23 protein-coding genes are annotated in these 21006 nt (G+C 70.1%); all 23 read left to right on the top strand.

The features are described from left to right. Positions 1-155: 155 nt before the first annotated feature. The 23 genes from FS641_RS04665 (at position 156) to rplO (ending at position 20957) form a co-directional block, all read left to right on the top strand. The gene (locus FS641_RS04665) at positions 156-8729 is read left to right on the top strand and encodes an isopeptide-forming domain-containing fimbrial protein (RefSeq protein ID WP_144760625.1); all 8574 of its coding nucleotides are present in this window, start codon (positions 156-158) and stop codon (positions 8727-8729) included. Between the two features lie 144 nt (positions 8730-8873). Next, positions 8874-9851: a DNA topoisomerase IB gene (locus FS641_RS04660; protein WP_144760622.1), complete on the top strand. Its 978-nt coding sequence runs from the start codon at positions 8874-8876 to the stop codon at positions 9849-9851. 91 nt (positions 9852-9942) lie between these two features. Next, a complete protein-coding gene (locus FS641_RS04655; protein ID WP_144760619.1) occupies positions 9943-10770 on the top strand; it encodes a DarT ssDNA thymidine ADP-ribosyltransferase family protein in 828 nt (275 codons plus the stop codon). A gap of 596 nt (positions 10771-11366) precedes the next feature. Then, a complete protein-coding gene (rpsJ, locus tag FS641_RS04650; protein ID WP_017885534.1) occupies positions 11367-11675 on the top strand; it encodes a 30S ribosomal protein S10 in 309 nt (102 codons plus the stop codon). Positions 11676-11688: 13 nt separating this feature from the next. After that, on the top strand, positions 11689-12345 hold the full coding sequence (gene rplC, locus FS641_RS04645; protein WP_144760617.1) for a 50S ribosomal protein L3: 657 nt from the start codon (positions 11689-11691) through the stop codon (positions 12343-12345). 2 nt (positions 12346-12347) lie between these two features. Next, positions 12348-13007 (top strand): 50S ribosomal protein L4, encoded by a 660-nt coding sequence (gene rplD, locus FS641_RS04640; protein WP_144760614.1) that lies wholly within the window; start codon positions 12348-12350, stop codon positions 13005-13007. Continuing rightward, the gene (rplW, locus tag FS641_RS04635; RefSeq protein WP_111009849.1) at positions 13004-13303 is read left to right on the top strand and encodes a 50S ribosomal protein L23; all 300 of its coding nucleotides are present in this window, start codon (positions 13004-13006) and stop codon (positions 13301-13303) included. Before rplD ends, rplW begins: the two co-directional genes overlap by 4 nt. Before the next feature lie 19 nt (positions 13304-13322). Next, positions 13323-14162 carry a 50S ribosomal protein L2 gene (gene rplB, locus FS641_RS04630; protein WP_144760612.1) on the top strand — a complete coding sequence of 280 codons (840 nt, stop codon included), beginning with the start codon at positions 13323-13325 and terminating at the stop codon, positions 14160-14162. Between the two features lie 11 nt (positions 14163-14173). Continuing rightward, entirely contained in the window at positions 14174-14455 is a 282-nt protein-coding gene (gene rpsS, locus FS641_RS04625; RefSeq protein WP_017885529.1) for a 30S ribosomal protein S19, read from the top strand. Positions 14456-14481: 26 nt separating this feature from the next. Next, positions 14482-14877, top strand: a complete 396-nt coding sequence (rplV, locus tag FS641_RS04620; RefSeq protein WP_123654823.1) for a 50S ribosomal protein L22 — start codon at positions 14482-14484, stop codon at positions 14875-14877. After that, positions 14877-15683: a 30S ribosomal protein S3 gene (rpsC, locus tag FS641_RS04615; protein WP_144760609.1), complete on the top strand. Its 807-nt coding sequence runs from the start codon at positions 14877-14879 to the stop codon at positions 15681-15683. Before rplV ends, rpsC begins: the two co-directional genes overlap by 1 nt. Positions 15684-15685: 2 nt before the next feature. Then, complete coding sequence (gene rplP / locus FS641_RS04610) at positions 15686-16105, top strand: 50S ribosomal protein L16 (RefSeq protein WP_123654821.1); 420 nt, start codon at positions 15686-15688, stop codon at positions 16103-16105. Further along, entirely contained in the window at positions 16105-16425 is a 321-nt protein-coding gene (gene rpmC, locus FS641_RS04605; RefSeq protein WP_144760606.1) for a 50S ribosomal protein L29, read from the top strand. Before rplP ends, rpmC begins: the two co-directional genes overlap by 1 nt. Further along, positions 16425-16709 carry a 30S ribosomal protein S17 gene (gene rpsQ / locus FS641_RS04600; protein WP_071276754.1) on the top strand — a complete coding sequence of 95 codons (285 nt, stop codon included), beginning with the start codon at positions 16425-16427 and terminating at the stop codon, positions 16707-16709. Before rpmC ends, rpsQ begins: the two co-directional genes overlap by 1 nt. A gap of 35 nt (positions 16710-16744) precedes the next feature. Further along, entirely contained in the window at positions 16745-17113 is a 369-nt protein-coding gene (gene rplN, locus FS641_RS04595; protein ID WP_071299494.1) for a 50S ribosomal protein L14, read from the top strand. A gap of 3 nt (positions 17114-17116) precedes the next feature. Next, positions 17117-17476, top strand: coding sequence for a 50S ribosomal protein L24 (gene rplX / locus FS641_RS04590; RefSeq protein ID WP_144760603.1), 360 nt, complete (start codon positions 17117-17119; stop codon positions 17474-17476). Continuing rightward, positions 17476-18066: a 50S ribosomal protein L5 gene (rplE, locus tag FS641_RS04585; protein ID WP_144760600.1), complete on the top strand. Its 591-nt coding sequence runs from the start codon at positions 17476-17478 to the stop codon at positions 18064-18066. The genes rplX and rplE overlap by 1 nt, the downstream gene beginning before the upstream one ends. A gap of 153 nt (positions 18067-18219) precedes the next feature. After that, the gene (gene rpsH, locus FS641_RS04580; RefSeq protein WP_071276748.1) at positions 18220-18618 is read left to right on the top strand and encodes a 30S ribosomal protein S8; all 399 of its coding nucleotides are present in this window, start codon (positions 18220-18222) and stop codon (positions 18616-18618) included. A gap of 6 nt (positions 18619-18624) precedes the next feature. Continuing rightward, on the top strand, positions 18625-19161 hold the full coding sequence (gene rplF / locus FS641_RS04575) for a 50S ribosomal protein L6 (protein WP_144760597.1): 537 nt from the start codon (positions 18625-18627) through the stop codon (positions 19159-19161). 2 nt (positions 19162-19163) lie between these two features. Then, entirely contained in the window at positions 19164-19535 is a 372-nt protein-coding gene (gene rplR, locus FS641_RS04570) for a 50S ribosomal protein L18 (RefSeq protein ID WP_144760594.1), read from the top strand. Positions 19536-19540: 5 nt separating this feature from the next. Next, positions 19541-20311, top strand: coding sequence for a 30S ribosomal protein S5 (rpsE, locus tag FS641_RS04565; protein ID WP_395879059.1), 771 nt, complete (start codon positions 19541-19543; stop codon positions 20309-20311). Then, on the top strand, positions 20311-20496 hold the full coding sequence (gene rpmD, locus FS641_RS04560; protein ID WP_082517835.1) for a 50S ribosomal protein L30: 186 nt from the start codon (positions 20311-20313) through the stop codon (positions 20494-20496). Before rpsE ends, rpmD begins: the two co-directional genes overlap by 1 nt. After that, positions 20493-20957: a 50S ribosomal protein L15 gene (gene rplO, locus FS641_RS04555; protein ID WP_144760588.1), complete on the top strand. Its 465-nt coding sequence runs from the start codon at positions 20493-20495 to the stop codon at positions 20955-20957. Before rpmD ends, rplO begins: the two co-directional genes overlap by 4 nt. Positions 20958-21006: the final 49 nt, after the last annotated feature.

The raw sequence follows: 21006 nt of genomic DNA, 5'->3' as shown, positions 1-21006 counted from the left end.
CTCGGGGTCTTCTGGGCCGTTCCAGTCTGCCGATACGGTCGATACCGAGGGGTACCCGACCCCTCCTGACACCATCGGAGCAGACCACAGCACGGGTCCGCTCGACAGCACGACGTGCGCGCACTGGGTCAGCGAACCCGAACCGTTGGACCCTGATGCGCTTCACCCTGCTCACCGCCCGTTCCCGAGCACTCGCGATGACCGTCGTCGTGGCCCTCGTCACCGCCCTGCTGGCGGTCGTCGTGATCGTCCAGCCCGCTGCGGCCGCATCGACGATCAGCGTCACGGCGAAGGCCGACGCGTCGGTGCTCAGTGGTGCTCCGGCGTCCGTGACGCTCACCGCGAAGAACACCGCGGACGCATCCGGCGGGACCGACCTCTACAACCTCGGGTACTCGTACACGCTCCCGGCTGGTGTGTCCTACGTGGCGGCCTCGGGCAAGGCAGATGGTTCGGTACTGCCCGATCCGGTGCAGACACCGCTCGCGGACGGGGCGGGCACGCTGCTCGTGTTCTCGAACGTCTCCGACCTGGTCACGGGCGACCAGAAGTCGGTGACGTTCCAGGTGCAGGCGGCGGCCTCGACGTTCCCGGTCGGTACGTCGTTCTCGGGCAGCGTGCAGGCCGCGGCGAACAGCGACGCGCGGAACGTCCCCACGTTCGACGCGACGGGCAAGCCCGCGACGGACGCCTCGGACACCGCCACGGCGACGTCGAACGCGACGACGATCTCGGCGATCACCGTGGCCAAGGCCGAGGGGAGCCCGGAGAACGAACTCGTCCGTGGCGTGCACGACCACCCAACCGTCTACACGCTCACGGTGCAGAACACGGCGACGGCGCCGAGCACCGGCGTCACCGTGACGGACTACCTGCCGGCGGGGCTCGAGTTCCTGCAGTGTGGCGCGATCGACAACACCACGTCGGGCCCGGAGTACCCGGGCGCACCGTCCGTCCAGGTGGCGACGCCCGCGAACGCGACCGGCGACTGGGACGCCGCGGACTGCATGACGCCGCAGAGCGTCACCACGGTCGACGACGTCCCCGGCAAGGGCTCCGCCGTGTTCACGAAGGTCGTCTGGTCGATCCCGACCCTGACGAACGACGCGGTGACGATCAAGTACCTCGCGGCCGTCCCGCTGTTCGAGAACACGATGTCCTTCTCGGGCCAGGGTGCCGCCGCGCCGGTGGGCACGGTCGCCGCTCCGGCTGCCACGGCCTTCCACGACGAGGCGAACCTCGACAACAACAACGGCCCGTCGACGCGTCAGGACACGTCCGACACCACGTCGAACGGACACGGTCAGCAGAACACCGTCATCGCGTCCGGCACCTACACCGGCGCCGTCGGTGGGGGAGCGACGACGACGCAGACCGCGACCACCTCCCTGACCGTCGAAGCGATGGACCTCGCCGTGCGGAAGTCCGTCAGCACGCCGGTCGCCGACGACCACTTCGGGGCAGGGCAGCTCGCGACGTACTCGCTCCTGGTCCGTACGAGCGAGTACGAGTCCTCCGCCGGCATCACGTTCACCGACACGCTCGACGACGGCCTGTGCCCCGCGTTCCCGGTCGGTACCCCGACGTCGGGGACGTTCCCGGCGGACTGCGTCCCGACCGCAGGGGGCCGGCTCGACCAGCCGATGACGAACGGCACCGTCGACCGCGTCTCCTACGACGCCGCGGCCGGGACCTTCACGATCGCGTTCCACATCGCCGACATGGCGACGGACGGCTCGACCACGGTGTCGTACCGGGCCCTGATGCGCGACGCGTACTCCGTGACCGGGTCCGGCGGTCCCACCGCCGCCGGCGACTCCTTCGACAACCACGTCCGGATGACCGGCACGTCGACCGGCGTGCACGGGGACGCCGGCACGCAGCGGGTCGTCGACGACTCGAAGGCATCGATCGCGTCGAACGCGCCGTCGATCACGAAGGCCGTGCTGCCCGCCGGCAAGAGCGGCGGCGTGACGAGCTCGGCGGACTGTGCCGCGACGAGCCGCACGGGGTCCTACGTGACCACCACCCCGAGCGACGCCTTCGGCCTCGGCGACCTCGTGTGCTTCCAGCTCCGGGTCGACTTCCCCGCCGGGGTGCAGAGCCGCAACGCGACCGTCACGGACATGCTGCCCGTCGGCACCACCGCGTCGGGGTCGCCGTGGCAGCGGGACACCGACTGGACCTACGGCACCGAGAGCACGGTCGTACCCGGTGACGTCAGCCTGAAGACGTCGTCCTCGACGATGGCGGTCTTCACGGTCGGCCACACGGTGTCGGGTGCGAACGGCACGTACGTCGACGGTGACACCGACGGTGCCTCCCTCGTGCTGTACGTGGCAGCGCGGATCGGCACGCAGGGGTCCTCGGCCGCGAAGCCGGACCTCGTCGACAACCTCATGAAGTTCGCGCAGCAGAACACCGCCGGCGCGGTGTCCAGCCTCCGGGCATCGGTGGGGTACCCGGTCGCGGGCACGCCGACGGCGACGTTGGCGAAGGACATCGTCGACGGCCAGGGCACGGTCACGAACCCGGCGACGACGACCGAGGGGCAGGTCCTCCACCAGCGCCTGACGGTCGGCAACCGGGCCGCGTCCGGCTCGACCGCGGCGATCGGTTCGGTGACCGTGTGGGACGCCCTCCCGGCCGGCGTGACGTGCGGGATGGTCACCGCGATCTCCGACGGCGGGAAGTGCGACAGCGCACCCGCCGGCGCCGCGTCGCAGTTCAGCGGCCGGCAGTACCTGCAGTGGACGATCCCGGCCATCGCCGCCGGCGCGACGGAGCAGCTCACCTACGACGTCACCGTGCCCACGCCCGGGTACGTCGGGACCACCTTCACGAACACGGCGTCGGTGACGAGCTTCACGACCGCGACCGACAGCGGCACCACGACCACGTGGATCCCGACGACGGGTGCCAACAGCACGTTCTCCGCGAAGCCGACCGCCGGGCAGGGCACGGCGCCGAACGCCGACGCCGTCCGGACGGTGACGATCCCGCGGCCGACCGTCACGAAGACCGGCGGTGCGGTCGCCTCGTCGGCGACGAACCTGACGGGAGGCACGGCCGCGCCCGGTCAGCAGCTCACGTACACGTACGGGGTCACCGTCCCCGCCGGGACGAGCGTCGGCAGGGCGACGCTCGTCGATCCGCTGCCCGCCGGCGTCGCCATCACGTCGGCGACGACGTGGACACTCACCTTCCCGGACGGCAGCACCACGACGGTGCCGGCGACGGCGCAGGGCGCCGACGTCACCGCGACGTACGGCGGCCAGCAGTTCACGCTGACCGGGACCGGCAACTCGGCGAAGGCCGGAGCGGTGCTGTTCCCGACGACGTTCGACAACACGGGCGCGACGCCGGCCTCGTTCACGGTCACCGTCACGGGCCTCGGCGTCACCACCGGGGTCGGTGCACACGGACCGACGGGCACCCCGTTCGCGAACGGCTCCGTGCAGAACGTCGCGACGTTCACCTCGCAGCCGCAGGGCGGGACCACGACGACCGTCCCCTCGGCGCCCGTGACCACCGCGGTCCAGGCCCCGCAGCTGAGCATCACGAAGAAGAACGACCTCGGCAACCGGACGATCGCCGGCGGGGACACGGTGACGTGGACCCTGACCGCGACGAACGGCGCCGCCGCCGCGGACGCCCGCTCGACCGTGATCGCGGACTGCTTCCCGGACACGCTCGACCTGACCCGGAGCTCGGTCGCGGAGAGCACGCCGACCGACCCCCAGCAGGCGGCGCTCGGCACCTGCCCGACCGGCACCACCCTGCACACCTGGAACGTCGGCACCCTCGCCGCCGGTGCGAGCAGCACGGTCACGGTGACGGGCACGGTGCGCCAGAACGCACCCGCGGGGCAGACCTACCGGAACACCGCGCGCGTCCTCGCCTCGAGCCTCGACACCGACTACGTGACGCCGAACACGTCCTACGTTCAGGTCGCACAGGCCACGAACGACGTCACGGTCACCGGTCCGACGATCGCGAAGTCGCTCACCGCGCCGACGTGGAACGCGGTCGACGGGACGGGCACCGGGACGACCACGACGACGTCCGCGACCGCACGGTCGGTGCGCGTCGGTGACGCCGCGTCGTACACGGTCACCGCGACGATCCCGGCGAAGGTCGCGATCTACGACGGTCGGGTCACCGACCAGGTCCCGGCGGGGCTCGACGTGACCGGCCCCCCGACCGTGACGTCGTCCGACGCCTCGGTCACCACGTCCGCGAGCGTCGCAGCCCGCGCGGTGGTCGTCGAACTCGGCGACGTGTCCTCTGGTCTCGCCGCGCCTGCGACGATCACGATCACCGTGCCGGTCCGTGTCGACAGCGAGCAGGCCGCCGGCGTCACCTACCGGAACACGGCGACCTTCGCCTACGACCGCAGTGCGAAGGGCGGCACGCCGACCGACGCGTCGGTGACGTCGAACGCGGTGAACGCACGCTCGGTCGCCCCCGCGCTCACGATGACGAAGACCGCGACGGTCGCCGGCCAGACCATGACGACCGCGAAGGCCGAGCCGGGCCAGCAGGTCACGTACACCGTCAGCGTGAAGAACACCGGCTCCCCGGCGTACGGCACCACCGTGACCGACTGCGTGCCGGACGGCATCGTCGTCGACGCGACGAGCATCTCGGACGGCGGCACCATCCGGTCCGGCGCCGCCGCGTGCCCGGGTGGCGTGATCACCTGGCCCGTCACGACCGTGGGGACGAACCCCGTCACGCACACCTACTCCGCGACCCTCGCCGAGGACAGCGAGCTGTCCGGCGCCGCGCTCGTGAACACCGCGTCGACGGGCTCGTACACGTCGCTGCCGGACGGCGCCGGTGCGAGCTACGGACCGGCGACCGCGTCGGCCAGCGTGACGCCGGCGTTCCCGGACGTGGCCGTCGCGAAGACGAACACGACCGCGGGCGGCCTGAGCTACGTCGGCGTGCCGTCGGACTTCTCCGTGACGTTCACCAACTCCGGCAGCGCGGCCACGCACGTCTCGGCGCGTGACGTCCTGCCCGCGGGCTGGACCTTCACCGCCGGGAGCGCGACGGCCTCCGTCGGGGGAGCCGCCGCGGTGTCGATCGCCGACCCGACCGTCGACGGCCGGACCCTCACCTGGGCCGACCTCGGCGCGCTCGGCGCCGGGCAGACCCTGACGCTGCACTACCAGGCCGCCCCCACGACGGACGCGGCCAGCGCGGCCGGGTCGAGCGTGCAGCACGTCAACCACGTGACCGCGACGGTGACCGACGCGACCGGGGGCACGAGCTACGACGGCGGGGACGGCTCCTTCGTGTCCTACCCGAAGGGCGGCTCCGACGCGACCGCCGTCGCCACGATCGGCGCGGCGGACCTGTCCGTCACCAAGACCGCGACGACCACCCGTGTCGTCGCCGGCGCGACCACCGCGAAGGCGTGGACGATCGCCGTGACGAACACCGGCACGGACGACGCGCACGGCACCACCGTCGTGGAGTCGCCGGCCCTGCCTGCTGGTGCCACGGTGGCGTTCAGCGGGTCCGGGTGGACCTGCACGCCGCAGCCCTCCACCTCGGGCCCGACCACGTACCGCTGCGTGAACGGGGCCGTCGTCGCGGCGGGTGACGGCTTCCCGGAGCTCGACGTGGCGCTGACCCTGCCCGCCGACGCATCGCTCACCGCGATCCGCAACACCGCGACGATCGAGCAGGGCGTCGGGCAGACGTTCGACCCGAACGGTGCGGACGACTCCGACACCGCGAGCGTGACGCCGGTCGCGGTCGCCGACCTCGCGATCACGAAGACCGCCGGCGGGTCGACGTTCGCGGCCGGACGCGTCGCCACCTGGACGCTGTCCGTCGCGAACCTCCGCGACGCGTCCGAGCAGAGCGTCTCCGACGCCCGCGGGACCGTCACGGTGACCGACACGCTGCCGGACACCGTGCGGCTGCAGAGCGCAACGGCCTCGGCGGACAGCGGCTGGACGTGCGACACCGACGGCGACACGGTCACCTGCACGCGGGACGGTCTGGCGAGCGGGACGACCGCCCCGACGATCACGGTGACCGCCCTCGTGCTGGCCGACACCACGGCGGCGCAGACCGTCGACAACACCGCATCGGTCCGCATCGCGCCGAGCTCCGACCCGACGCGCACGACGACGGACCCGTCGCGCGGGAACGACAGCTCCGGCACGACGACGCCCGTCGACGACACGACGAGCCTGACGATCGCGAAGGCGTTCACCAGCGGCGCACTCGTTGCAGGGTCGCCGGCGACCTGGACCGTCACGGTGACCAACACCGGCGCGGCCGACGCGCGGAACGTCCGGGTGACCGACGCGCTCGAGTCGGGGACGAGCCTCCAGGGCGCGTCGCAGCGGGACGGCGACTGGACCTGCGCGGCCGGATCACCGGTGCAGTGCACGCTCGACGGCACCCTCGCCGCGGGCGCGACCACCTCGTTCACCTTCACCGTCACCACGCCGTCGTCCCTCACCGGCACGCTCGGCAACACCGCGACGGTGCAGGCGGACAACGCGCAGCCGCAGTCCGCCCGGACCTCGAGCGCCGCGACCCAGACCGTCGGGCTCGCCGTCACGAAGACGGCGGACGTGGCGTCCGTCGACGCCGGTCGTGACGTGACGTACACGATCCGCGTCGGCAACCCGGACGGTCCCTCGGACCTGCCGGCCGGCACCGCGGACACCCCGAGCGTGCAGGTGCAGGACACCCTGCCCGCCGGCCTCGAGTACGTCGGCCTGACGCCCGGCACCGCCGCACACTGGCGCGTGGCGTCGCTCGAGGGACGGGTCCTGACCCTGACCAGCACCGACGGGATCGCCGCCGGGACGGACGACCCGCACACGATCGGGGTCGTCGTGCACGTCCCGTCGTCGTTCACCGGCTCATCGGTGGACAACGTCGCGACGGCCGCCCCGGTCACGGCGAAGGGCACCACCGCGCACGACGACGTCACCGTCGGCGTGACCACCAGCGCGGACCTGTCGATCACCAAGGTGCGCACGAGCCCGGCCGCTGCCGACGCCGGGACGGACGTGACGTACGACGTGACGGTGACGAACGCCGGTCCCTCGGACGCACAGCGCCCGACGTGGACGGACACGCCGCCGGCCGGGATGACGCTGCGCTCCGTCACCACGGACGCCGACGGGTGGACGCAGGGCGACCTCGGCACCTGGACCGCCGACACGATGGCGTCCGGCGCCTCGGCGACGTTCCACGTGACCGCCACGGTGGCCTCGTCGACGCCGGCCGGGACGCTCCGGAACACGGCGACGGTGTCCTCGGCGACGACCGACCCGGACCCGGGGGGCGACACCGCCGGCGACGACGTGACGGTGACCACACACGCCGCGTTGACGCTCGCGAAGACCCCGGTGACGGAGGTCGGCGGCACGGACCGTGCGATCTCGGTCACGGCCGGTGGACAGCAGGTCTGGTACCTGCAGGTCCACTCGACGGGACCGTCCGACGCGCAGCCGGACACCGTCGTCACCGACCGGCTGCCCGCGGGGCTGACGTTCGTGTCGGCCGCGTCCGACGGTTCGGTGTGGCGATGCGACGGCACGACCGACCCGACGCTGGTCACCTGCACGCTGCCGACGACGGTCGTCGCGGGCACGGACGCTCCCGGGCTCTGGCTGACGACGCAGGTCGCCTCCGCCGTGACCGCGGACAGCATCGAGAACACGGCGGCGATCACCGCGCAGGGCACCCCCGCCCTGCCCGGCACCACCGGAGGCTCCGCGGACGCGGCGCTGCCCGTGGACCGGATCGCGAACGTGCAGATCGCCCTGGCGCACGACGGCACCGCCGTGATCGGCAAGGACCTGCCGGAGACCGTGCAGGTCCGGAACGCCGGGATCTCCGACGCGGCCGAGGTCACCGCGACCTTCACGCTGCCGGCCGGGCTGACGTACGTCTCGACCGAGGCCGATCCCGCCTGGACGGTCACCGGTGTGGTGACGAACGCCGACGGCAGCACCACGGTGTCGTTCGCCCTCGCCGGCACCCTGCCGGCCGGGGCACTCGCCCCGGTGATCACGGTGCACCAGACGCCGACGGCAGCTGCCTACCCCGGGACCACGCCGTCGGCGGCGGTGGCGACGAGCACGACCGAGTCGACGACGGCCGACAACACCGCCGACGACCGGATCGTCGTCGCCGCCGCGTCGAGCCTGTCGGTGACGAAGACCCACCTCGGTCAGGTCGTCCGCGGGGCGACGGTCGGCTACACGATCACGGTCCGGAACGACGGCCCGACCGAGGACCCGGGGCCCGTCACGGTGACCGACGCGCTCCCGACGGGGCTGTCCTTCGTGAGCGTCGACGACCGTGCCGGCACGTGCACGACCGGTTCGACGGTGGCGTGCACGATCGGCCAGCCGCTCGCGGCCGGGGCGCAGGTCGCGTTCCAGCTGACCGTGCGGGTCGCCGCGGACGCGCCGGACCGGATCACGAACACCGCGACGGTCACCACCCCGACGGCGCAGGTGGCGCCGACCGACCCGACGACGGTCCGGCCCGGTGACCCGTTGCGGGCGTCCGACCCGGCCGCCGTGGAGGCTGCGCCGCGTCCGTCGGGTGACCTCGCCTTCACCGGCGTGGTCGGTCTGGGCGTCGCGGGCTCGCTGGCGCTCGCGTCGGTCCTGGCCGGCCTGGTGGTCATGCTGCTGCGTCGGCGGCAGCCCACGGTCCGCCGACGGTCGGACGGCTGACGGGCTGCTCGGCTGACGGGCCAGCGGGCTGACGGGCTGACCGGCCGAACGGCTGCCGGGCGTGGGGCGTGGTGCGGACCTGCACCACGCCCCGCGCCGGCGTCGCCGTGGTCACGTCCAGGCCCCGTCGTGTTGCATCGATCCGTGACCCGTCTCCGCAGATCCAAGACCAACGGCCGTGGGTACCACCGTGTCCGAAGCGGACGGGGCTTCAGCTACCGCGACCCGGACGGGCAGACCGTCCAGGACGAGGACGTCCGTGACCGCCTCGAGGAGCTCGTCATCCCGCCGGCGTGGGACGACGTCTGGATCTCGCCGTACGACAACGGGCACATCCTGGCGACGGGCATCGACGGTGCCGGCCGGCGGCAGTACATGTACCACCCGTCCTGGCGTGACCGGATGGACAAGATCAAGTACGACCGCGCCCTCGCCCTGGCCGAGTCGCTCCCGGTGGCGCGTCGGATGGTGACGCAGGACCTCCGCCGTCCGGAGCCGGACCAGCGACGGTCCCTCGCGGCCGCGTTCCGGATGCTCGACCAGGGCTCGCTCCGGGTCGGGTCCGAGCGGTACGCGACCGAGCACGGCAGCCGCGGTCTGTCGACGCTGCTCTGCGCCCACGCGAAGGTGTCCGGCGACGACATCGAGCTGTCGTTCCCCGGCAAGAGCCACCAGGAGTGGTCGTCCTCGATCCACGACCACGACCTGGCGAAGGTGATCAGCGGCATGAAGCGCCGGGGTCCGAACGCGCGCCTGCTGTCCTACCGGGTCGCCCGCGGCGCCGAGTGGGAGCCGCTCAGCGCCGAGGACATCAACGCCTACGTCAAGGAGCGAGCGGGCGACGAGTTCACGGCGAAGGACTTCCGGACGCTGCACGGCACCGTGGCGGCCGCGGTCGACCTGGCCGAGACCGGTCCCGAGCCGACGGTGGCCAAGCGGAAGAAGGCGATCTCGCACGCGGTGAAGGCCGCGAGCGAGGTGCTCGGCAACACCCCGACGGTCGCCCGCGCGAGCTACATCGACCCGCGGCTGCTCGACGCGTACGAGCACGGCGAGACGATCGACCCCGCGCGTCTGCACGCCGCGGAGGCCGAGGTTCGGGCACTGCTCTACCGCCAGTGAGGGCAGCGGGTGTCCGGTCGGGCCCGCGATGACGTACCGTTGACCCTCGTGCCGTCCACCCCCACGCGGCACGGAAGGACCCTCATCAGTCGTGACCGACGAGTGCATCCACGGATTCCCCACCGAACTCTGCGACATCTGCGCGCCGCGCCAGCGCGAGGTGCCCGACGTCCCCAAGGTGCCGGCACCCCGCCGCACCCGCGTCAGCACCTCGCTCCGGTCGACGCCCGGTGGCTCGCCTGCCCGGGCGAAGGCGACCGCGCTCCGCACCGTCGAGCCGGAGATGCCGGCACCGCGCCGGTTCGGCACGCTGCGCGCCCACCACGTGACGCACATCGACAACTTCGACGGCATCGTCGCGGACGGTGCGATCCTCGCGTCCGACGCCGTGACGCCGTCCTACGACATCAGCGCGCCGACGACCAGGCAGGCGCGCGCAGCGGCGACCGCTCCTGACGGGTCGAGCGTCGCGGGCCACGTGCCCTTCTCGCTCTCCCCGGACAGCGCCCGCTGGGACGAGGTCCGTCGTGGTGCCCTCGACACCGAGCGCTGGTCGGACGCCGCGCGGCAGGCCCGCGCGACCGACTACGTCGTGCTCGTCATCCCGACGGCGGCCTTCGGTGCCTCGGTGATCCTCGCCGACAAGGACGCCGACGCCGAGGACGTCCGCTTCGCCGTCGGGCCGGAGGCCGCCGCGAACCTGCTCCGCCGCACGGACCTCACCGATCCGGAGATGCACGGTCTCGAGGTCCTCGCCGGGCCGAGCGTGCCGTTCTCCTCGGTCGCGGTCATCGGCGTGCCGAACGACCGTGCCCGGCACGCGGTCAAGGACATCCTCGCCGAGCACGGCGGGCACGTGCCCCGCGTCGCGGTGTTCCCGCCGTGGTTCGTGCCGCCCGTCGTCCCGGACGAGGACTGACCTCCAGCTCCGCGACGCGCCCTCGCACGTCGATCGCGCCCCGTCACGGCGGGGCGCGGTCCTCGTGCGGGGGCGCGGTGCGTCGCGTCGGGCGTGGGCCCGGAGCACGTCCGCGCGGGGACGAACGTGCCGGAGCCGAGCCGAGCCTCCAGGCCGGTGGATCCGCGGCGGGACGGGGGAGGAGCACCGCGGCGACACGCCCGACAAAGCGCGACACGCCCGGGTTGCACGTATCCCCGGGCTATGGGAGACTTGTCCGGTTCCGGAATTCCGCAGGGCTCGCGCTCTGTCGGATCACTGCTCTGGCAGTGCACAACCCCCCTGTCCAGCAGGGCTGGGTTGGGCCGCAGGCAGCAGAACAGCTCGACGCTCCACCACGTGACGGACACCCGTGTCCGGCAGCGGGAGCGGCGACACGTCCACGCGGGCCGTCGTGTGCACCACGGCATGACCGTCCGCGCGGTTGACAGGAGAACAGCGGTCATCCCCCAGCGGATGCGTCCGGTGATCCACGTAAACAGCCAGGTCCGCACAGGGCGGAACCCGGCGGCGTCAGGCGGCCCGAGGGTGCGCGGCGCAGAGAGGACAGAGAAGACATGGCGGGACAGAAGATCCGCATCCGGCTCAAGTCGTACGACCACGAGGTCATCGACACGTCGGCCCGGAAGATCGTCGACACGGTGACCCGTGCCGGTGCGACCGTGGTCGGCCCGGTGCCGCTCCCCACCGAGAAGAACGTGATCGCCGTGATCCGTTCGCCCCACAAGTACAAGGACTCGCGCGAGCACTTCGAGAAGCGCACGCACAAGCGGGTCATCGACATCGTCGACCCGACGCCGAAGGCCGTCGACTCGCTCATGCGTCTCGACCTCCCGGCCGACGTCAACATCGAGATCAAGCTGTAAGGGGGCTGGACTGATGGCGAACGCAACCAAGACCGTCAAGGGCCTCCTCGGCAAGAAGCTCGGGATGACCCAGGTGTGGGACGAGAACAACAAGTTCATCCCCGTCACCGTGATCGAGGTCGGCCCGAACGTGGTCACCCAGATCCGCAACGTCGAGCGCGACGGCTACGAGGCGATCCAGATCGCCGCGGGCCAGATCGACCCCCGCAAGGTGAACAAGCCGGCCGCTGGCCACTTCGAGGCCGCCGGGGTCACCCCGCGCCGCACCCTCACCGAGATCCGCACCGCGGACGCGAGCGAGTACACGCTGGGCCAGGAGCTCACCGTCGACGCCACGTTCGCAGCCGGCGCGAAGGTCGACGTCGTCGGCACGAGCAAGGGCAAGGGCTTCGCGGGTGTCATGAAGCGCCACGGCTTCGCCGGCGTCTCCGCCTCGCACGGTGCGCACCGCAACCACCGCAAGCCCGGCTCGATCGGTGCTTCCTCGACCCCGTCGCGTGTCTTCAAGGGCATGCGCATGGCCGGTCGCATGGGTGGCGAGCGTGTGACCGTCCTCAACCTCACGGTGCACGCCGTCGACGCCGAGAAGGGTCTGCTGCTCGTCAAGGGCGCCGTCCCCGGTGCTCGCGGTCGCTCCGTCTTCGTCCGCACCGCCGTGAAGGGTAAGTGATCATGGCCACCACGACTGCAACCACGATCGACGTCCTCGATGCTTCGGGCGCCAAGTCCGGCACCGTCGAGCTCCCCGCCGAGCTCTTCGACGTCGAGACCAACGTCCCGCTGATCCACCAGGTCGTCACGGCGCAGCGCGCCGCGTCGCGTCAGGGCACGCACAAGACCAAGAACCGCGGCGAGGTCCGCGGTGCCGGTCGCAAGCCGTTCAAGCAGAAGGGCACCGGCCGCTCCCGTCAGGGTTCGGTCCGCGCTCCGGAGCACACCGGCGGTGGCGTCGTCCACGGACCGACCCCGCGTGACTACTCGCAGCGCACCCCGAAGAAGATGATCGCCGCAGCCCTGCTCGGCTCGCTCTCGGACCGCGCCCGCGGTGGCCGCATCTCCGCTGTGGAGGGCTTCGTCGCGGCCGAGGTGCCGTCGACCAAGACCGCCCGCACGCTCCTCGAGAAGGTCGCGCCCGTCAAGAACGTGCTCGTCGTGCTCGAGTCGGACGACGAGCTGACGCTCAAGTCGATCCGCAACCTGCCGAACGTCCACGCGCTCTCGTACGGCCAGCTGAACGCCTACGACGTCCTCGTCTCGGACGCCGTCGTCTTCAGCAAGAGCGCCCTCGACGCCTTCATCGCGTCGAAGACCGCGAAGGAGATCTCCGCATGAGCGGCTTCAACAAGGACCCCCGCGACATCATCATCGCGCCGGTCGTGTCGGAGAAGAGCTACGGCCTCATCGACCAGGGCAAGTACACGTTCCTCGTGGACCCCCGCGCGAACAAGACCGAGATCAAGCTCGCCATCGAGAAGATCTTCGACGTCAAGGTCGCCGGCATCAACACGCTGAACCGTCCTGGCAAGACCCGTCGTACGCGTTTCGGCATCGGCAAGCGCAAGGACACCAAGCGCGCCATCGTGACGCTCAAGTCCGGTTCGATCGACATCTTCACGGCTGTCGGCTGAGGACCAGAGGGAAAACATCATGGCTATTCGTAACTACAAGCCCACGACCCCGGGTCGTCGCGGCTCGTCGGTCGCCGACTTCGCCGAGATCACCCGTTCGACGCCGGAGAAGTCGCTGCTTCGCCCGCTGCCGAAGACCGGTGGCCGGAACAGCTCGGGCCGGATCACGACCCGTCACATCGGTGGTGGCCACAAGCGCCAGTACCGCGTGATCGACTTCCGTCGTCACGACAAGGACGGCGTCGACGCCAAGGTCGCGCACATCGAGTACGACCCGAACCGCACGGCGCGCATCGCGCTCCTGCACTTCGTGGACGGCACCAAGCGCTACATCCTCGCGCCGAACAAGCTCAAGCAGGGCGACGTCATCGAGCAGGGCCCCGGCGCCGACATCAAGCCCGGCAACAACCTGCCGCTGCGCAACATCCCCGTGGGTACGGTCATCCACGCGATCGAGCTCCGCCCCGGTGGCGGCGCCAAGCTCGCGCGTTCGGCCGGCGCCTCGGTGCGTCTCGTCGCCAAGGACGGCCCCTACGCGCAGCTCCGTCTGCCGTCGGGTGAGGTCCGCAACGTCGACGCACGCTGCCGCGCCACGATCGGCGAGGTCGGCAACGCCGAGCAGTCGAACATCAACTGGGGCAAGGCCGGCCGCATGCGCTGGAAGGGCGTCCGCCCGACCGTGCGTGGTGTCGCGATGAACCCGATCGACCACCCGCACGGTGGTGGTGAGGGCAAGACGTCCGGTGGTCGTCACCCGGTCAGCCCCTGGGGCCAGTCCGAGGGTCGCACGCGCAAGCCGAACAAGCCGAGCGACAAGCTCATCGTCCGTCGCCGTAACGCCGGCAAGAAGCGCAAGTAGGAGTTCAGAAGATGCCACGCAGTCTGAAGAAGGGCCCCTTCGTCGACGAGCACCTGCTTCGCAAGGTCGTCACGCAGAACGAGGCCAACACGAAGAACGTGATCCGCACGTGGTCGCGCCGCTCGATGATCGTCCCGAACATGCTCGGGCACACCATCGCGGTGCACGACGGGCGCAAGCACATCCCGGTGTTCGTCACCGAATCGATGGTCGGTCACAAGCTCGGCGAGTTCGCGCCGACCCGTACCTTCCGCGGTCACGTGAAGGACGACAAGAAGGGCCGTCGCCGCTAGCGCGGCGACGCTGAAGGAGGAACGAAATGGTGGAGTCGATCGCACGCGTGCGACACATCCGCGTCACGCCTCAGAAGGCCCGTCGCGTCATCGAGCTGATCCGCGGCAAGCAGGCCCACGAGGCGCTCGCCATCCTGAAGTTCGCCCCCCAGGGCGCTTCGGAGCCCGTGTACAAGCTGGTCGCCTCGGCGATCGCCAACGCACGTGTCAAGGCGGACTCGACGAACAGCTTCCTGGACGAGCGCGACCTCTACGTGAGCCGCGTCTTCGTCGACGAAGGCACGACCCTCAAGCGGTTCCAGCCGCGTGCACAGGGCCGCGCCTTCCGGATCAACAAGCGCACCAGCCACATCACGGTGGTCCTCGCGACCCCGGACGAGGCCGAGGCAGCTGCCGCGACGAGCAAGAAGGCGAGCAAGTAATGGGCCAGAAGGTCAACCCGTACGGCTTCCGTCTCGGGATCACGACGGACCACGTCTCGCACTGGTTCACCGACAGCACGAAGCCGGGTCAGCGCTACGCCGACTACGTCGCCGAGGACATCAAGGTGCGTCAGTACCTGAAGAAGACCCTCGACCGCGCCGGCGTCGCCCGCATCGAGCTCGAGCGCACCCGTGACCGTGTCCGCGTGGACATCCACACGGCGCGCCCCGGCATCGTCATCGGTCGCCGCGGTGCCGAGGCGGAGCGCATCCGTGGCGAGCTCGAGAAGCTCACCAAGAAGCAGATCCAGCTCAACATCCTCGAGGTCAAGAACCCCGAGACCGAGGCCCAGCTCGTCGCGCAGGGCATCGCGGAGCAGCTCTCCGCTCGTGTCGCGTTCCGTCGCGCCATGCGCAAGGGCCTCCAGGGTGCACAGCGCGCCGGTGCCAAGGGTGTCCGCATCCAGGTCGCCGGTCGTCTCGGCGGCGCCGAGATGTCGCGCTCGGAGTTCTACCGCGAGGGCCGCGTGCCCCTGCACACGCTCCGCGCCAACATCGACTACGGCTTCTACGAGGCCCGGACGACGTTCGGTCGCATCGGCGTGAAGGTGTGGATCTACAAGGGCGACATCACGAACAAGGAGCTCGCTCGCGAGCAGGCGAACCAGCGTTCGTCGCGCCCGGAGCGTCGTGGAGGCCCGCGCGGCGACCGCGGTGACCGCCGTGGCGGCGACCGCGGCGACCGTGGCGGCCGCGAGCAGCAGGCCCCGCAGGACGCGCCGGCCGGCGCAGGAGTTGAGGCGTAACCATGCTTATCCCCCGTCGAGTCAAGCACCGCAAGCAGCACCACCCGAAGCGTTCGGGTCAGGCGACCGGTGGCACCAAGGTCTCCTTCGGTGACTACGGCATCCAGGCCCTGACCCCCGCCTACGTGACCAACCGTCAGATCGAGTCCGCTCGTATCGCGATGACGCGTCACATCAAGCGTGGCGGCAAGGTGTGGATCAACATCTACCCGGACCGTCCGCTCACCAAGAAGCCGGCCGAGACCCGTATGGGTTCCGGTAAGGGTTCGCCCGAGTGGTGGATCGCCAACGTCAAGCCGGGCCGTGTGCTCTTCGAGCTCTCCGGCGTCAGCGAGGACATCGCCCGTGAGGCGTTGACCCGTGCAATTCACAAGCTGCCCCTCAAGGCACGCATCATCAAGCGCGAGGAGGGCGACGCATAATGGCGATCGGTTCCAAGGAGCTCCGTCCGACGGAGCTCGACACGTTCGAGAACGAGCGTCTTGCTGACGAGCTGAAGAAGGCCAAGGAGGAGCTCTTCAACCTCCGCTTCCAGTCGGCCACCGGCCAGCTGGAGAGCCACGGTCGTCTCCGCGCCGTCAAGCGCGACATCGCCCGGATCTACACCGTCCTCCGCGAGCGCGAGCTCGGCATCCGTGCCACCCCCGCGCCCGTCGAGACCGCAACCAAGGCCAAGAAGTCGACGAAGAAGGCTGACAAGCCGGCCGAGTCGACCGAGGCCGAGACCGCCGAGGAGAACTGATGGCGAACGAAGAGAAGGACTCCGCCGCCCTCACCCGCGGCTACCGCAAGACGCGCCGCGGTTACGTGACCAGCGACAAGATGGACAAGACCATCGTCGTCGAGGTCGAGGACCGCGTGAAGCACGCCCTCTACGGCAAGGTCATCCGCCGCACCTCCAAGGTGAAGGCGCACGACGAGGCCGGTTCGGCCGGTGTCGGCGACCTCGTCGTGATCAGCGAGACCCGTCCCCTCAGCGCTTCCAAGCGCTGGCGCCTGGTCGAGATCCTCGAGAAGGCCAAGTAGGCCTCGCGGCCCGCTTGCGGAAATAGGAGACAGCAGTGATTCAGCAGGAATCCCGCCTGAAGGTCGCCGACAACACGGGTGCCAAGGAGATCTTGACCATCCGCGTGCTCGGTGGCTCGGGTCGTCGCTACGCCGGTCTCGGTGACGTCATCGTCGCCACGGTGAAGGACGCCATCCCCGGCGGCAACGTGAAGAAGGGTGACGTCGTCAAGGCGGTCATCGTTCGCACCAAGAAGGAGACGCGTCGCAACGACGGCTCCTACATCAAGTTCGACGAGAACGCGGCAGTGATCCTCAAGGCCGACGGCGACCCGCGCGGAACGCGCATCTTCGGTCCGGTCGGTCGCGAGCTCCGTGACAAGAAGTTCATGAAGATCATCTCGCTCGCGCCGGAGGTGCTGTAAGCCATGGCGAACATCAAGAAGGGTGACCTGGTCCAGGTCATCACGGGCGCCACGCAGGAGCGTGGCGGCGACCGTGGCAAGCAGGGCAAGGTCATCGAGGTCCTCACGGACAAGAACCGCGTCGTCGTCGAGGGCGTGAACTTCGTCACGAAGCACGTCCGCGTCGGCCAGACGCAGCGCGGCTCGAAGACCGGTGGCATCGAGCAGCACGAGGCTCCGATCCACGTGTCCAACGTCGCCATCGTCGACCCCAAGACGAAGAAGCCGACCCGCGTCGGCTTCCGCACCGAAGAGGTGGAGAAGGACGGCGTCAAGAAGACCGTCCGCGTCCGCTACGCCAAGAAGTCTGGTGAGAAGCTCTGATGACTGACACGACTGCCGCGACGACTGAGAAAGTTCAGCCGCGCCTGAAGCAGAAGTACAAGGACGAGATCAAGGCGGCGCTGACCGAGCAGTTCGGCTACGGCAACGTCAACCAGGTCCCCGGCCTGGTCAAGGTCGTCGTGAACACCGGTGTCGGCGAGGCCGCTCGCGACTCGAAGATCATGGACGGGGCCATCAAGGACCTCACCGCGATCACGGGTCAGAAGCCGCAGGTCACGATGGCCCGCAAGTCCATCGCGCAGTTCAAGCTGCGTGAGGGCCAGGCCATCGGCGCGCACGTCACCCTCCGCGGTGACCGCGCGTGGGAGTTCCTGGACCGCCTGCTCTCCCTGGCGCTTCCCCGTATCCGCGACTTCCGTGGTCTCTCCGACCGCCAGTTCGACGGCAACGGCAACTACACCTTCGGTCTCACGGAGCAGAGCGTGTTCCACGAGATCGACCAGGACCGCATCGACCGTGTCCGCGGCTTCGACATCACCGTCGTGACCACCGCGAAGACGGACGACGAGGGACGCGCACTGCTCAAGCAGCTGGGCTTCCCGTTCCGCTCTGCCGAGCAGACGGTCTAAACTACTTCGGGCGCTGCGGGCCGAAGGACTCTCGAGTCCTCCGGCCCGCACGCACGAACACCAGACTCCGGGGAATCGCCCTGGAGTCACTCGATCGCTCAGGTCGGCATTCGTGGAACGGGTGTCGAAACCAGGCGAAGAACGGACAACATCATGACGATGACCGATCCGGTCGCAGACATGCTGACCAGATTGCGGAACGCGAACTCGGCGCACCACGACGCCGTCTCGCTCCCGAGCAGCAAGCTCAAGACCACCATCGCCGACATCCTCAAGCGTGAGGGCTACATCAGCGAGTGGAAGGTCGAGGACGCCCGCGTGGGCAAGACCCTCACCATCGAGCTGAAGTACGGCCCCGAGCGCGAGCGTTCGATCGCCGGCATCAAGCGCGTGTCCAAGCCCGGTCTCCGGGTCTACGCGAAGTCGACGGAGATCCCCCAGGTCCTCGGTGGCCTCGGCGTGGCGATCCTGTCGACCTCCTCGGGTCTCCTGACCGACCGCGAAGCCGAGCAGAAGGGCGTGGGTGGGGAAGTCCTCGCCTACGTTTGGTGATCGAACATGTCACGAATCGGACGTCTCCCCATCGACATCCCCGCAGGCGTGACCGTCTCCATCGACGGTCAGAACGTCGCGGTCAAGGGCCCGAAGGGCGAGCTCGCGCTCGTCATCGCTGAGCCCATCCAGGCCAGCGTCGAGGAGAACCAGGTCCTCGTCACGCGTCCCGACGACGAGCGCACCTCGCGCTCGCTCCACGGCCTGACCCGCACCCTCATCGCGAACCAGATCACCGGCGTCACCCAGGGCTACTCCAAGGGCCTGGAGGTCGTCGGCACCGGGTACCGCGTCCAGGCGAAGGGCTCGGACCTCGAGTTCGCGCTCGGCTACTCGCACTCGATCACGGTCGAGCCGCCGGCAGGCATCAGCTTCACCGTCGAGGGCAACAACAGGGTCACCGTCAACGGCATCGACAAGCAGGCCGTCGGCGAGGTCGCTGCGAACATCCGCAAGCTGCGGAAGCCCGAGCCCTACAAGGGCAAGGGTGTCCGTTACGCGGGCGAGAACGTGCGCCGCAAGGCCGGAAAGTCAGGTAAGTGATCATGGCCATCGGAACTCGAGGCAAGAGCAAGGCGGCCGCGAAGGCCCGCCGTCACAACCGTCTCCGCAAGAAGATCACCGGCACCGAGGCACGTCCCCGTCTCGCCGTCACCCGCTCGGCACGTCACGTGTTCGTGCAGGTCATCGACGACTCGAAGGGCCACACCCTCGCCAGCGCGTCGACGATGGAGGCCGACCTCCGCTCGTTCGACGGCGACAAGACCGCCAAGGCGCGTCGCGTCGGCGAGCTCCTCGCCGAGCGTGCGAAGTCCGCCGGTGTCGAGGCCGTCGTGTTCGACCGCGGTGGTAGCAAGTACGCCGGTCGCGTCGCCGCGATCGCCGATGGTGCCCGTGAAGGAGGGCTGAACCTGTGAGCGACATCGCGAACAACAGCAGTGCCGAGGAGACCCCGGCCGTCGAGCAGACGACCGAGGCCACCGAGACCAAGGCCACCGACGCCAAGGCGGAGGCTGCTGCCCCCGTCGCCGAGCGTCCGGTCGAGACCGCCGCGGGCTCCGCGTCCAACAACCGCGACTCGGCCGACAACCGTGGCCGTCGTGGTGGCGGACGCGACCGTCAGCAGGGCCGCGACCGCAACAACCGCGGTGGCGACAGCCAGTTCCTCGAGCGCGTGGTGACCATCAACCGCGTCTCGAAGGTCGTCAAGGGTGGTCGTCGCTTCAGCTTCACGGCGCTCGTCGTCGTGGGTGACGGCAACGGCCTCGTCGGCGTCGGCTACGGCAAGGCCAAGGAGGTCCCCACGGCGATCTCCAAGGGCGTCGAGGAGGCGAAGAAGAACTTCTTCCGCGTCCCGCGCGTCGGCAACACCATCCCGCACCCCGTGCAGGGTGAGGCTGCTGCCGGTGTCGTCCTGCTCCGCCCGGCCGCTGCGGGTACCGGTGTCATCGCCGGTGGTCCGGTCCGCGCCGTGCTCGAGTGCGCCGGCATCCACGACGTCCTGAGCAAGTCGCTCGGGTCGTCCAACACCATCAACATCGTGCACGCCACGGTCGAGGCCCTCAAGCAGCTCGAGGAGCCCCGCGCCGTCGCCGCACGTCGTGGCCTCGACGTGGACCACGTCGTGCCGGCTCGCCTCCTGAAGGCCGAGGCGGCAGCACGTGCCGCAGCGACCGAGAAGGCAGGTGCCTGATGGCCATGCTGAAGATCACGCAGACGAAGTCCGTCATCAGCGAGAAGCAGTACCAGCGCGACACGCTCCGCAGCCTGGGTCTCAAGCGCATCGGCCGTACGGTCCTGCGCGAGGACAACTCCCAGAACCGCGGGTACATCGCGACGGTGGCGCACCTCGTGAAGGTCGAGGAGGTCGACGCATGAGCGACGAGAAGAACGAGCGCGTCCAGATCCTGAAGGTGCACCACCTTCGTCCGGCCGCCGGCTCGAAGAAGGACCGCACCCGCGTCGGTCGTGGTGAGGGTTCGAAGGGCAAGACGGCCGGTCGTGGCACCAAGGGCACGAAGGCCCGGTACCAGGTCCGCGTCGGCTTCGAGGGTGGGCAGATGCCGCTGCACATGCGCACCCCGAAGCTCCGCGGGTTCAAGAACCCGTTCCGCGTCGAGTACCAGGTCGTGAACCTGGACAAGCTCGCGGAGCTCTACCCGAACGGTGGCGACGTCACCGTTGCCGACCTCGTCGCCAAGGGCGCGGTCCGCAAGAACGAGAAGGTCAAGGTTCTCGGTCAGGGTGACATCAGCGTGGCGCTCACGGTCACGGTCGACAAGGTCTCGGGCTCGGCCCAGGACAAGATCGTGGCTGCGGGCGGCACCGTCTCCCAGTAGTCCCGTCGGGCGGGCGGGGCGGGTTGGGCGGGGGGGCCCGCGGGTGTGC

Origin of the sequence: Curtobacterium sp. 9128 (assembly GCF_007673775.1) — a bacterium.
GTDB lineage: Bacteria > Actinomycetota > Actinomycetes > Actinomycetales > Microbacteriaceae > Curtobacterium.
Note: the sequence above shows the minus strand (reverse complement) of the source record. Positions and strands in the feature narration are given on the sequence as shown.